This window comes from Diaphorobacter aerolatus, from assembly GCF_014489535.1.
Taxonomy (GTDB): domain Bacteria; phylum Pseudomonadota; class Gammaproteobacteria; order Burkholderiales; family Burkholderiaceae_C; genus Diaphorobacter_A; species Diaphorobacter_A aerolatus.
The window spans coordinates 421042-433891 of sequence record NZ_CP060783.1 but is presented as its reverse complement, the minus strand read 5'-3'; the positions used below and the strand labels follow the sequence as shown (position 1 = coordinate 433891).

Here is a 12850-nt window from a genome sequence, read left to right as displayed (position 1 = left end):
AAAATCAGCACAGGAGACAAACATGCGATACCTATCACCAATACCCATGAAGCGGCGCCTGGCCCTATTCACCCTCGCCGCGATGGTGGCCGGTGGCAGCCTTGCCGCCCCGCCCTCGCCCATCAAGATCGGCGTCATCACCGACCGCGTCGGCCCCGCCAAGGCCTATTCAGACCCGGTGCTGAAGGGCGTCGAGTTTGCTACGGAAGAAATCAACGGCGCGGGCGGCATTCTCGGGCAACCGGTCACGTTGTTGATCGAAGATGACCAAGGCCGCCCCGACCTGTCCGCCACCGCCGCGAGAAAGCTCGTCGATTCGGGAGCCGCGTTCATACTCTCCATCTCGCTGACCTCGGCTACACAGCAGGCGCAGTCGGTGACCGTGGAAACCGGTACGCCGCACATCACGCCGAGCAACAGCGGCGACACGCTCACCACCCAGATTGCCAACCCGAATTTCTGGCAGACCGGCCCGCTGGGTTCCGCGCAGATCAAGACCCTTCTGGCGTTCGCGCGCAGCAAGGCCTATAAGCGTGTCGCCCTCATTGGTGACAACACGGCGCTGGGACAGCTTACGCAGCAGTCATTCAAAAGTGGAATCGAGGCCGAAAATATCCAGGTGGTGAGCGAAGAGGTGGTACCACGCGGTGCCAACAGCGCCGACGCACAGATGCAGCGCATTCGCGCGTCCAACCCCGATGCCATCTTCTTCACCGGTGTGCTGGTTCCCGAGAACACGCTGATGCTGCGCTCTTACCGACTGCTGGGACTCAAGTCTCCGATTCTCGGAAATTTCAATCTCTCTTCGTCTCAGTACCCAAGGGTCGCCAAGGGACTTCTCGATGGCGTCTCTTTCGTCGATGCCGTCGATCCCGGAAAGTCGGAAACACAGCGCTATGTCGCAGCCTTTGCGAAGTCCCATGGGAGCGAGCCCGACAACCTGAGCGGCTACGGCTATGACGGAATGATGCTGGTGGCGGATGCGATTCGCAGGGCTGGCAGCACGGACAAGTCCAGGGTGCGGGACGCCATGCAGGCAACCAAGGGGTATGCCGGCGTGGTGGGTGCCAAGGGCTCCCAATACGCATTTGCGCCCGGCAAGCGGACCGGCTTCGACCCGAACGGGCTGGTCGTGCGTGTGTATGAGGGCGACAAGGCCGGTCGCGTGATGCACGTCGGCACACGTTGAGAGAGCACCCACATGCAGGATCTACTTGAGTTGCTGGTAAGCGCCTCGGCAAGCGGTTGCATCTACGGGCTGATGGCACTGTCCTATCTGCTGATCACACGGCCAACCGGGATCATCAATTTTGCGGTCGGCGAATGGGCGGCGCTAGGAGCCTTCGCCGGTTATCTCGCATTGTCGCGGTTCGACTTGCCATACATGGTGGGCACGCTGACCGTTCTGGTCTTCATGTTTGCCGCCGGCTGGGCCACGGAACGCACGGTGATCCGTCCGCTCATCGAGCGCCAGGCGCCGCCGCTGGCTGCCGTGCTGGTGCTGCTCGGCATGCTGGTGGTGGTGCGCGAATGCCTGTCGCTCGCGTTCGGCCCGGACCCTTACAACGTCCCGCCTGGCCTGGGCTTTGGCCGCGTTGAAATCGGGCCGATCGCGGGAAGCTGCCAAAGCCTGTTGACCATCGTCGTCACGCTCGTGGTGTTCGCCGGGGTGTGGTTGTTCTTTGAGCGCAGCCTGATCGGCAAGACCTTCGCTGCCGTCGCCATGAACCGGCGCGCCGCAGCCTTGATGGGCATACGGCTTTCACGCGTGACCTCGTTGTCGTTCGCGGCAGGTGCCATGGTCGCAGGGCTTGCGGGCCTGCTGGTGGCACCGATGACCTCGGCGCACTACATGATGGGACTGCCGCTGGCGATCCAGGGCTTCACGGCACTCGTGATTGGTGGCGCGACCAAGGTGTCCGGCGCGCTGATCGGTGGAATCGTCCTGGCCCTTGCCGAGCAACTGGCGATTCGCTATCTGCCAATCGCCTCGGGGCTCGCGATGGCGGTGCCGCTGGTGCTGCTCATCGGCATCCTGCTGTTCAAACCCCATGGCCTGCTGGGCCGCGCGGAGGCAGGACGATGAAAACCAGCATCCGTTATTTCTGCCTTCTGCTGGTGCTGGTGGTGATCGCCATTCCCATGGGCCCCTACCAGACCGATGTGTACCGCAAGCTGCTGATCTGGGTCTCCATGGCGTTGAGCTTCAATTTTCTCTTTGGGGTGGCGGGACAGCTTGCGTTCTCGCACTTCACCTTCTACGGCCTGGGTGCCTACTCGGTCGTGATTCTCAGCTATCAGGCAGGACTGCCGGTGTCCGTGGCCGCCGTGCTGGCGCTGGTTCTGTGCGCTTTGATCGCACTGGCGGTCGCCATCCCTTCGACGCGACTGACCGGGTTCTACCTGGCGCTGGCAACGCTCGCGCTCGCCCAACTGGTCACCGTGTTGCAGCACGAGGGTGGGTCGCTGACCGGCGGGGCCAATGGACTGGCCAACTACCCCGTGCCGTCGGTATTCGGCATCCGCGCAGAGGGGCTTCCGTTCACCGCCGTGATCGCCGTGTTGCTGCTCGGCACCGTTGCCGCCCTGCGCGCGCTTGATCGTTCGTATTTCGGGCGCGCCTGCAGAGCCGTGCGCGATGACCCGAACACCGCCGCAGCCATGGGCATCGACGTGGTTCGCACCAAGGTCGTTGCCTACATGGCCACGAGTGTCATGGCCGCAGCCGCAGGCATGTGCTACGCGTTCGTTGATCGCAACGTGAATCCTGCCGCATTCGGCGTCGAATACTCGTTTCTGCTGCTGTTCGCCGTGGTCGTCGGCGGTGTCGGCAGCATGTGGGGAGCGATCATCGGTGCCGTGCTGGTGTTTGCACTGCCGCTCTATCTGGCTCCGGTCATCGGCCACTACCACGTGCTGGTGTTTGGTGTCGTCGTGGTGCTGATCGTGCTGCTCGAGCCTCGCGGGCTGATCGGCCTGGGCCAGCGCCTCAAGCACATCGGAGGCCGATCATGAGCACTCCCGTTCTGCTCAGGACGAGAAATCTGTCGCGCAGCTTTGGCGGATTGCACGCGGTCTCCGCGCTCGATCTCGAGGTACACGCTGGAGAGATCGTCTGCCTGATCGGCCCGAACGGCGCAGGCAAATCCACGACGTTCAACATGATCGCGGGAGCGCTCGCGCCATCCGACGGCGAGATCCTGTTTGACGACGTGCCGATGAACCATCTAGCAACGCACGAGGTCGCCCGGCGCGGAATCGCGCGAACCTTTCAGCACAACCATCCGTTTGCCGGAATGTCGATCATCGAGAACGTCATGGTGGGGATGCACGCGCGCCTGCAAAGGCCGCTCTGGAAGACGCTGACCCAGGTTCGCCAGCACGTCGGCGAGGAGCAGGGAGCACGGGATCGCGCACTGGAGTTGCTCGAATTCGTCGGTCTTGCGCACTGCCGGGACCTGGACGTCAACACGCTGTCGTTCGGTCAGGGCGGCTTCTGGAAGTCGCGCGCTGTCTCGCATCCAGGCCCAGGCTGGTGCTGCTCGACGAACCCGCCGCCGGGCTCACGCATTCCGAATGCGCGAATCTCGCGAACATCGTGCGCAGCGTTGCCGGGCAAGGTGTCGCCGTGCTGCTGATCGAGCACGACATGCCGCTCGTGATGGATGTGGCGGAACGACTCGTGGTCTTGAACTTTGGAAAGAAGATTGCCGACGGAGACCCGCAGTTCGTCAAGGCGGATGCGGCCGTGATCGAGGCCTATCTCGGCCACATGGGAGGACGACATCATGCTTGACGTGCACGCACTTTCGGGCGGCTGGGGAATGACGCCGGTGATCCACGGCGTCGATCTGCAACTGCATCGCGGCGAAACCGTGGCCCTGCTCGGCCCCAATGGTGCCGGCAAGTCCACGCTGCTGGCCGCGCTGACCGGCACGCTCCCTGAGCGTTCGGGCAAGGTGCTCATGGACGGTGAGTATCTGCTCGCAATGCCCAGCCATCGTATCGTAGCGCACGGCCTTGCGCTCGTGCCCGAGGGCCGACACGTGTTCACGCCGTTGTCGGTGATCGACAACCTGATGCTGGGAAGCATTCGCCTGGCGGACCGCAACCGGCACACCGTCGCGGAGCGTCTGGAGAGTGTCTTCAAGCTGTTCCCGCGTCTCGCGGAACGTCGCGATCAGCTTGCGGGAACGCTCTCGGGCGGGAGCAGCAGATGGTCGCCATCGGGCGGGCGCTGATGTCCCGGCCACGCGTGCTGCTGCTCGACGAACCGTTTCTGGGCCTCGCGCCAAAGGTGGTTCAACTGATCCTCGAGGCGCTGCTGGTCCTGAAGGAGTCCGGTTTGACGATGTTGCTGGTCGAGCAGAAGCTTGACATCGCACTCCAACACAGCACCCGCGCCTATGTGCTCATCAAGGGCCGCGTGGTCTGTGCCGACCGCGCCGAGGCACTGGCCGCGCGCGAAGACCTTTCCCAACTCTATTTCGCGTCCGCCTGAGGCGGAACTGGCGATATCCATTCCGAATCCATTCACGAGGTACTGAAATGAAAGCATTCACACCGATTCGAGGGCTTCACCACTTTGCCTACTGTTGCCGGGACGCCGAGGAGACGCGCCGGTTCTACGAAGACCTGCTCAGCCTGCCGCTGATCCACGTGGTGCGCCAGGACATCATTCCAAGCACGCAGGAACACTGCCCCTACGTGCATCTGTTCTTTGAGATGCACGACGGAAGCTGCGTGGCGTTTTTCGACCTTGGCAACAACACGCTCCCGCTGCCCTCCCCCAACACGCCGCGCTGGGCCAATCACCTTGCGCTCAAGGTCGACAACGTCGAGGCGGTCGAGCTTGCGCGCAAGCGGCTCGTGGATGCAGGCATCGATGTCATCGGGCCGGTCGATCACGACGGCTTCGTGAGTTCGATCTATTTCTTCGACCCCAATGGCATCCGGCTCGAACTCACCACCGACACGGCCGACGCCATCGAACATCAACGCTACCGCAAGGAAGCACACGAAGCCTGCGCCGCATGGAACATCGAAAAGCAAGCCCGGCTGGCGTCGAGCGCTGGCCAACCAACGTCCTCAGGAGGTCAGCCTTGACGCACGCACGAACATCCGACGACCGGACTCGCCTCGTCGAGTACGCGGTGCAGACCGAGTGGGTGCATCTTCAGTTGAACGAAACCAACGCCTACAAGGACGTCTATGGATTCGTCGGCACGCTCGGAACGGTCAACCTTGAGGGCATTCGCTACACGCCCGTGGGGCGCCCCTCGAAAACCCTGCTGGTGTTCATGCATCCGGCCACGACCCTACAGCTTCTGCCCATGCCGCGCGAACTCGCGCGTCAGGACGCGCACGTGCTGTGCGCCGGCAGCCGCTACCAGCGCAACGACAGCGCGCTGATCATGGAAAGCGTGGTGCTCGATCTCGGGCCTATATCCGCCATGCGCGTGAGGTCTGGAACTACGAAAAGGTCGTGATCATCGGTTGGTCGGGCGGCGGCTCGCTGTCGCTGCTCTACCAGTCGCAGGCAGAAAAACCAACCATCGAGAAGACCGCGGCGGGCGATCCGTGCGGCATTGCCAATACCAGGCTGCCCGCGGCTGACGCGTTCATTTTCCAGGCGGCACACACGGGGCGCGCGCGCATGCTGGCCGAGTGGATCGATCCCAGCGTGCTCGACGAAAACAACCCCGAGCGGATCGACCCGGAGCTTGATCTCTACGCGCCCGACCGTCGCACTCCGTTCGATGCCGATTTCCTCGCGCACTTTCGCAGCGCACAACGCGCGAGGCTTCAGCGCCGCACGGACTGGGTCAAGGAAACGCTGGCGGCGCTGCGCCGACGCGGCGGCAATGAGGTGGAGCGCGGCTTCGTCACACACCGCACGCTCGCGGACCCGCGATTTCTGGATGCCAGCATCGAGCCCAATGACCGTCCCGAAGGCACCTGTTTCATGGGCGTTCCCGAAACCGTGAACAACGGACCCATCGGCATTGCGCGCTTTTCCACGCTGCGTTCCTGGCTCTCGCAATGGTCGCCGGAAGACACCCATGCGGACGGCGTGCGCTGCGCGGCATCGCTCACGGTTCCGTTCCTTGCAATCGAACACAGTGCCGACGACGCCGTGCCGCAGCCCCATGTGCGCCAGATCTTTGACGCCGTGCCCGCCAAGGACAAAACCTTTACCGTGCTGAAAGGCGCCAATCACTATTTCATCGGCCAGCCCGATCAACGCGAGCAAGCCGCAGCGCTCTGTCTTGCGTGGCTTGCGGAGCGCGGCTTCGTTGACTGACTGGTTGATCGATGGAGTTAGCGCGCCCCAAAAGCCGATGCCCCGACGAGCGGGGCATCGGCTTGAATGGCAGCGGTCTCTACCTGGGCACTGGATACAGAATCATCTGCGTGCAGCGAAACACCACCAGGGTCTTGCCGGTTTCACGGTGCTTGACAACGGCGTCCCAGACCTGCGTGGTGCGGCCTGCATGGACGACCGTTGCCACACATTCCACCGTACCCTCGCGGGCGGTCGAAAGATGGTTGGACTTGAGTTCGATGGTCGTGAAACCGTTCGCGCCTTCGGGCAGCATGGCACGGCAACCGTAGCCACATGAGGTATCCGCAAGCGTGACGAGGCTGCCCGCGTGCAGATAGCCGTTGGGCGCCATAAGCTCGGCGCGCACCGGCATTTCGGTGTGCAGCTCGCCGCGCGCGGCCTTGACGGCGCGGATGCCGAGCAAACCTGGCAAGGTGCCCTCACTCGCGGTATTGAACTGATCAACGTGGCTGGACATTCTGCTGCGCTCCTTTCAACCCAAAGCGGCGATGACGTCGGCAGGAGCCTGCACCAGCTCGATCAGCACGCCCTCGCCCGCAATCGGAAATTCCTCGTTGCTCTTGGGATGCAGGAACGTGATGTCGTAACCCGCAGCGCCGGGGCGAATGCCACCAGGCGCAAAGCGCACGCCCTTGGCCGTGAGCCATTCCACGGCTCTTGGAAGATCGTCGATCCACAGGCCGATGTGGTTGAGCGGTGTGGTGTGCACGGCCGGCTTCTTGTCGATGTCCATGGGCTGCATGATGTCCACCTCGACCTTCATCGCGCCCTTGCCCATGGCGAGGATGTCTTCGTCCACGTTCTCGCGCTCACTCTGGAAGGTGCCTGTCTGTTCAAGGCCCAGCATGTCCACCCACAGTGTCTTCATGCGCGCCTTGTCCGTGCCGCCGATGGCTACCTGCTGAATTCCCAAAACGCGGAAAGGACGTTGTTCGCTCGCCATTTGATTAGTACTCCTTGGGTTGATGATTCTTCGTGAAGGTTGCGGCCCATCCGTCAGCCAGCCGCTCGGTCAGTCTGCATTTTCGGTGCTTTTCAGAACTCGCGTAGCAGCCAGCTGCTCGCCACCGCAAAATACTCGCGCAACCAGGCATTGAAGCGGATCGAAAGCGGCGTGGGCGCTCCCACCGTGTGTGCGTTCGTCAATCCGGCCTTCTGCGCAATCCCGAGCGCGCGCAGCGTGTGGAAGTCGCTGGTGACGATTGCAATGGAGGAATTGGACGAGACGCCGCGTTCCGCCAGCAATGCAAGGCTCAGTGAAAGATTCAGCGCGGTGCTGGTGCTTTTCTCTTCCATGATCAGGCGCTGCGGCGCAATGCCATGCTTCTGCTCGAGATAACGCGACATGATCCGGCCTTCGCTTTCGACCTCGCCGAAATCGACACCACCGCTCGTCACCACCAGCGCGGCTGGCTGCGCCCTGGCCAGCCTCGCGGCCACATCCAGCCTCTGCGCCAGCGTTTGCGAAGGCTGACCGTCGCGCGTGGCGCTGCCCAGCACGATGATGGCATCGACGGCTGCGGCAGGCTTGTCGTCATGCGTTTGCTGCGCGATCCGCAGCCAGAACGCGAGCAGGCTGATCAGCCAGAGGGCGAATACCATCCATCCCAATCGCCACAAACGGCGCAGCAGCGCGTGCCGCTCAAGCGCCAGCGAAATCCGGCCCCGCCAGATCACCATGCAAAGCAGCGCCGTGCCAGTCACGGCAGGAACGATGATGCCGACGTTGAACATCCCGTACATCATCAGCACGAGCGCGTCACCCAGCAGCAATATACCGATCACGCTGCAAAGCGCACGCAGCCACGGCGGTTGGAGAATCTTCCTCGGCGAATGAGCGGTGGCGGTGTTATTCAAGGGAACGAACGGGCAGATGGCAGGCGCAGAGGGGCATTCTCCGATATTGAAGACACCGCCCCTTCTATTCAAAGCAGGATGCGCACGCCCGCAACCAGCAGGCAGACCGAGAAAATGCGCTTGAGACTCGTGACCCGCAAGCGATGCGCGAGCGTCGCGCCGACGCGGGTGAACAGGATGGACAGCAGCGAAACCGCCAGCCATGCAGGCAGGTACACATAGCCGACGCTGTACTCGGGCAGACCGGGCGCATTCCAGCCCGATGCCACATAGCCGACCATGCCCGCAACTGCCAGAAAGAAGCCGCAAGCCGAAGCCGTTCCCACGGCGGTTTTCATGTCTACGTTGCACCAGGTGAGGTAAGGCACCACCATGCTGCCGCCCCGACGCCGACGATGGCGGAGACCCAGCCGATGGCTGCCGAGACCATCGACAGTCCCAGGCTGCCCGGCAGATCGCGCCCCGGCCTCGGCTTGAGCGCGAACGCCATCTGCACTCCCAGCAGAATCAGGAACACGCCAAACCCGATCTTGAGCGCATGGCTGGGAAACAATCCCGCCATCAGCCCACCGATAACCGCGCCGACCACGATCCCCGGCGCCATGCGCCGCGCCAAAGGAATGTCGATGGAGCCGAGCCGGTAGTGCGACCACGCGGACGACAGCGAGGTCACGGCAATCGTCGCGAGACTCGTGCCCAGCGCCAGATGCACCAGATGCTGCTCAGGGAAATGGTTCACGTGAAAGAGATAAAGCAGGCCGGGCACGACGACCTGACCGCCTCCCACGCCGAGCATTCCGGCAAGCAGGCCCGCCCCCACCCCAAGCGCCACGTAGACCAGCAGTGTCTCCATTTTTGCGCCCCCTTTTCTTCTCAGTAACCGATTCCAGGCCGAAGCGCTTGGTCAAAGGGTTGAATGCGTTGATGGCTTGAAAAAAGAAAGCCGCAACCCTGATCGACTGCGGCTTTCTTCATTCAGCGATCAGCGATCACTCGAACTCGACGATCACCTGATCCACGGCGAGCGATTCACCCTTGCTGGCAACCACCTTGCTGACCACGCCATCCTGCGCGGCGAACAGAATGTTCTCCATCTTCATGGCCTCGATCACGGCGAGCTTTTCGCCAGCCTGGACCTTCTGGCCCGGCTGCACGGCCACGTCAACCAGCAGGCCGGGCATGGGCGAGAGCAGAAACCTGGACATGTCGGGCGGGGCCTTGAACGGCATCAGCTCGTGCAGTTCGGCGCCGCGTGGCGAGAGCACCAGCGCGTCGATCTGCGTGCCGTTGTGGATCACGCGCAGCGCGAGCGGGTTCTTGGCCGTGCCGCGCTCCACTTGCGCGGTGAATGGCTTGCCATTGCATTCGCCCTGCACGCGCACGTCGCCGAGACCTGCGGTGCTGCGGATCGAGTACGGCTTGCCGTTGACGGTCACGGTGCTCGAACGCGTGGCCAGGTCGTAGTCGGTCACCTCGATCGGGTAATGCCTGTTGTCGCCGGTTGCGCCAAGCACCACCACGGTGAACTTCGCTCCCACCTGCACCTCGTGGCCGGTGAGCTGCCCGCTGATGCCCGATGCGCGTGCGCGGTAGCGGCGGTTCATGTAACCGGCCAGCGCGACGAGGAAGTCGGGGTCCTGGTGCGGCACGTCTTCGGCGTTGAAGCCGTGGGCATAGTTCTCGGCGATGAAGCCGGTGTTGAAGTCACCCGTGACGAATTTGGGATGCGCCAGCAGCGCGGCCTGGAACGGAATGTTCGAGCTGATGCCGCGAATCACGAAGCCGTTGAGCGCCTCGCGCATGCGTGCAATGGCGTCGTTGCGATCCTTGCCGTGCACGATGAGCTTGGCGATCATCGAGTCGTAGTACATCGGAATCTCGCCGCCTTCGTAGACACCGGTATCGACGCGCACGCCGTCCTTGATGCCTGCTTCGGACTGGAACATGTTCTGCTCCGGCGGCTGAAAGCGCACCAGACGGCCCGTGGATGGCAGGAAATTGCGGAACGGATCTTCCGCGTTGATGCGGCATTCAATCGCCCAGCCTTCGCGCTTCACGTCGGCCTGCGTGAGCATGAGCTTCTCGCCGGCGGCCACGCGAATCATCTGCTCGACGAGGTCGAGGCCGGTAATGCATTCGGTGACCGGATGCTCCACCTGCAGGCGGGTGTTCATTTCAAGAAAGTAAAAATCCTGGTCCTTGCCGACCACGAATTCCACCGTGCCTGCGGACTGGTACTTCACCGCCTTCGCGAGTTGCACGGCCTGCTCGCCCATGGCCTTGCGCGTTGCGTCGCTGATGAACGGCGACGGTGCTTCTTCGATCACCTTCTGGTGACGGCGCTGGATCGAGCACTCGCGCTCGTTCAGGTAAATCACGTTGCCATGCGAATCGCCCAGCACCTGGATTTCGATGTGGCGCGGCTCCTGCACGAACTTCTCGATGAAGATGCGGTCGTCGCCAAAGCTGTTGCGTGCCTCGTTCTGGCAACTTGCAAAACCGTCGTGCGCTTCCTTGTCGTTGAACGCCACACGCAGGCCCTTGCCGCCGCCGCCGGCCGAGGCCTTGATCATCACCGGGTAGCCGATCTTCTTGGCGATTTCCACGGCCTCGTCGGGTCCGGCAATCGCATCGTTGTAGCCCGGAATCGTGTTGACCTTGGCCTCGTTGGCGAGTTTCTTGGAAGCGATCTTGTCGCCCATGGCCGCAATCGAATGCGCCTTGGGGCCGATGAAGGCAATGCCCTCGTCTTCGCAGCGCTTGGCAAAGGCCTCGTTTTCCGACAGGAAACCGTAGCCGGGATGCACGGCCTGCGCACCGGTCTGCTTGCAGGCGGCGATGATTTTCTCGGCTTGCAGATAGGACTCGCGGCTCGGCGCCGGGCCGATATTCACGGCCTCGTCGGCGAGCTTGACGTGGCGCGCTTCCTTGTCGGCGTCGGAATAGACCGCCACGGTCTTGATGCCCATCTTCTGGCGGTGGCGATGACGCGGCAGGCGATTTCGCCGCGGTTTGCGATCAGGATTTTTGTAAACATGAATGGAATCTCCGTGCGTATTTCTTCTTAGAGCGGGATGTTCCCGTGCTTGCGCCACGGATTCTCGATCTGCTTGTTCTTGAGCATCGAGAGCGAGCGGCAAATACGCTTGCGGGTTTCGTGGGGAAGGATCACATCGTCGATGAAGCCGCGCGCGCCTGCAACGAACGGGTTGGCGAACCGCTCCTTGTATTCGGCCTCGCGCCTGGCGAGCTTGACGGGGTCGTTCTTGTCTTCGCGGAAGATGATTTCCACGGCGCCCTTGGCACCCATCACGGCGATTTCGGCGTGCGGCCAGGCCAGATTCACGTCGCCGCGCAGGTGCTTGGAGGCCATCACGTCATACGCGCCGCCGTAGGCCTTGCGCGTGATGACGGTGATCTTGGGCACCGTGCATTCGGCATACGCGTAGAGCAGCTTCGCGCCATGCTTGATGATGCCGCCGTATTCCTGGCTGGTGCCCGGCATGAAACCGGGCACGTCCACGAAGGTGACGACCGGAATGTTGAACGCATCGCAGAAGCGCACAAAGCGCGCGGCCTTGATCGAGCTCTTGATGTCAAGGCAACCGGCCAGCACCAGCGGCTGGTTGGCGACGATGCCGACGGTCTGGCCTTCCATGCGCGCAAAGCCGATGATGATGTTCTTGGCGTACTCGGGCTGCAGCTCGAAGAAATCGCCGTCGTCCACCGTCTTGGTGATCAGCTCCTTCATGTCGTAGGGCTTGTTGGCGTTTTCGGGCACCAACGTGTCAAGGCTCAAGTCGGCGCGGTCTGCCGGATCGCGGCTCGGGCGAACGGGCGGCTTTTCCTTGTTGTTGAGCGGCAGATAGTTGTAGAGACGGCGCAGCATCATCAGTGCCTCGACATCGTTCTCGAACGCCATGTCGGCCACACCGCTCCTGGTGGTGTGGGTGATGGCACCGCCGAGTTCCTCGGCCGTCACCTCTTCGTGCGTCACGGTCTTCACGACTTCGGGCCGGTCACGAACATATAGCTCGAATCCTTGACCATGAAGATGAAGTCGGTCATCGCAGGCGAGTACACCGCACCGCCCGCGCAAGGACCCATGATCATCGAGATCTGCGGAATCACGCCCGAGGCCATCACGTTCCTCTGGAACACGTCGGCATATCCGCCAAGCGAGGCCACGCCTTCCTGAATGCGCGCACCGCCCGAGTCGTTCAGGCCGATCACCGGAGCGCCGACCTTCATCGCCTGGTCCATGATCTTGCAGATCTTTTCGGCATGCGTCTCCGACAGCGCGCCGCCGAACACCGTGAAGTCCTGGCTGAACACGAACACCAGACGCCCGTTGATCATGCCGTAGCCGGTGACCACGCCGTCGCCGGGAATCTTGGTTTTCTCCATGCCGAAATCGGTGTTCCGGTGTTCGACGAACATGTCCCACTCTTCAAACGTGCCGTCGTCCAGCAGCAGTTCGATGCGTTCCCGCGCGGTGAGCTTTCCCTTCTTGTGCTGGGCGTCGATGCGTGTTTGCCCGCCTCCGAGTCGCGCCAGTTCGCGCTTTTTTTCCAGTTGCTCAAGGATGTCTTGCATGGTCGCTTCTTTCAGTGAAATGCTAGGTGTTTTGCGTTGAGTGTTGATGGT

The 12850-nt window shown here is 62.5% G+C and carries 14 protein-coding genes and 2 pseudogenes; 10 read left to right on the top strand and 6 right to left on the bottom strand.

What is annotated here, in order from left to right; genetic code table 11:
- Nucleotides 1-46: 46 nt before the first annotated feature.
- Genes H9K75_RS02075 through H9K75_RS02040 form a run of 10 tightly spaced genes read left to right on the top strand, consistent with a single transcriptional unit; the run spans nucleotide 47 to nucleotide 6304 of the window.
- Nucleotides 47-1189, top strand: coding sequence for an ABC transporter substrate-binding protein (locus H9K75_RS02075; protein WP_187724578.1), 1143 nt, complete (start codon nucleotides 47-49; stop codon nucleotides 1187-1189).
- A 12-nt stretch (nucleotides 1190-1201) separates the two neighbouring features.
- On the top strand, nucleotides 1202-2086 hold the full coding sequence (locus H9K75_RS02070; RefSeq protein ID WP_187724577.1) for a branched-chain amino acid ABC transporter permease: 885 nt from the start codon (nucleotides 1202-1204) through the stop codon (nucleotides 2084-2086).
- Nucleotides 2083-3015, top strand: coding sequence for a branched-chain amino acid ABC transporter permease (locus H9K75_RS02065; RefSeq protein ID WP_187724576.1), 933 nt, complete (start codon nucleotides 2083-2085; stop codon nucleotides 3013-3015). Before H9K75_RS02070 ends, H9K75_RS02065 begins: the two co-directional genes overlap by 4 nt.
- Nucleotides 3012-3638 carry an ABC transporter ATP-binding protein gene (locus H9K75_RS02060; RefSeq protein ID WP_187724575.1) on the top strand — a complete coding sequence of 209 codons (627 nt, stop codon included), beginning with the start codon at nucleotides 3012-3014 and terminating at the stop codon, nucleotides 3636-3638. Before H9K75_RS02065 ends, H9K75_RS02060 begins: the two co-directional genes overlap by 4 nt.
- On the top strand, nucleotides 3629-3796 hold the full coding sequence (locus H9K75_RS02055) for an ABC transporter ATP-binding protein C-terminal domain-containing protein (RefSeq protein WP_187724574.1): 168 nt from the start codon (nucleotides 3629-3631) through the stop codon (nucleotides 3794-3796). The genes H9K75_RS02060 and H9K75_RS02055 overlap by 10 nt, the downstream gene beginning before the upstream one ends.
- Nucleotides 3789-4241 carry an ATP-binding cassette domain-containing protein gene (locus tag H9K75_RS23340; protein WP_226858464.1) on the top strand — a complete coding sequence of 151 codons (453 nt, stop codon included), beginning with the start codon at nucleotides 3789-3791 and terminating at the stop codon, nucleotides 4239-4241. Before H9K75_RS02055 ends, H9K75_RS23340 begins: the two co-directional genes overlap by 8 nt.
- Entirely contained in the window at nucleotides 4217-4501 is a 285-nt protein-coding gene (locus H9K75_RS23335; protein ID WP_226858463.1) for an ATP-binding cassette domain-containing protein, read from the top strand. The genes H9K75_RS23340 and H9K75_RS23335 overlap by 25 nt, the downstream gene beginning before the upstream one ends.
- 47 nt (nucleotides 4502-4548) lie before the next feature.
- Nucleotides 4549-5106 (top strand): VOC family protein, encoded by a 558-nt coding sequence (locus tag H9K75_RS02045; RefSeq protein ID WP_187724573.1) that lies wholly within the window; start codon nucleotides 4549-4551, stop codon nucleotides 5104-5106.
- Entirely contained in the window at nucleotides 5103-5489 is a 387-nt protein-coding gene (locus H9K75_RS23330; protein WP_226858462.1) for a hypothetical protein, read from the top strand. The genes H9K75_RS02045 and H9K75_RS23330 overlap by 4 nt, the downstream gene beginning before the upstream one ends.
- Nucleotides 5486-6304, top strand: coding sequence for an alpha/beta hydrolase family protein (locus H9K75_RS02040; protein ID WP_226858461.1), 819 nt, complete (start codon nucleotides 5486-5488; stop codon nucleotides 6302-6304). The genes H9K75_RS23330 and H9K75_RS02040 overlap by 4 nt, the downstream gene beginning before the upstream one ends.
- Before the next feature lie 79 nt (nucleotides 6305-6383).
- Here the strand turns inward: H9K75_RS02040 and H9K75_RS02035 are convergent, their stop codons facing one another.
- The 6 genes and pseudogenes from H9K75_RS02035 to H9K75_RS02005 form a co-directional block, all read right to left on the bottom strand.
- The gene (locus tag H9K75_RS02035) at nucleotides 6384-6803 is read right to left on the bottom strand and encodes a PaaI family thioesterase (protein ID WP_187724572.1); all 420 of its coding nucleotides are present in this window, start codon (nucleotides 6801-6803) and stop codon (nucleotides 6384-6386) included.
- Nucleotides 6804-6818: 15 nt separating this feature from the next.
- Nucleotides 6819-7289 (bottom strand): VOC family protein, encoded by a 471-nt coding sequence (locus H9K75_RS02030; RefSeq protein ID WP_187724571.1) that lies wholly within the window; start codon nucleotides 7287-7289, stop codon nucleotides 6819-6821.
- Between the two features lie 92 nt (nucleotides 7290-7381).
- Nucleotides 7382-8203, bottom strand: a complete 822-nt coding sequence (locus H9K75_RS02025; RefSeq protein ID WP_404826398.1) for a YdcF family protein — start codon at nucleotides 8201-8203, stop codon at nucleotides 7382-7384.
- A gap of 68 nt (nucleotides 8204-8271) precedes the next feature.
- Nucleotides 8272-8999, bottom strand: a pseudogene (locus tag H9K75_RS02015) (sulfite exporter TauE/SafE family protein).
- A gap of 193 nt (nucleotides 9000-9192) precedes the next feature.
- Nucleotides 9193-11298 (bottom strand): acetyl-CoA carboxylase biotin carboxylase subunit, encoded by a 2106-nt coding sequence (locus H9K75_RS02010; protein ID WP_264293945.1) that lies wholly within the window; start codon nucleotides 11296-11298, stop codon nucleotides 9193-9195.
- Nucleotides 11268-12799: pseudogene (locus H9K75_RS02005) on the bottom strand (acyl-CoA carboxylase subunit beta). The gene H9K75_RS02010 and the pseudogene H9K75_RS02005 overlap by 31 nt, the downstream one beginning before the upstream one ends.
- Nucleotides 12800-12850: the final 51 nt, after the last annotated feature.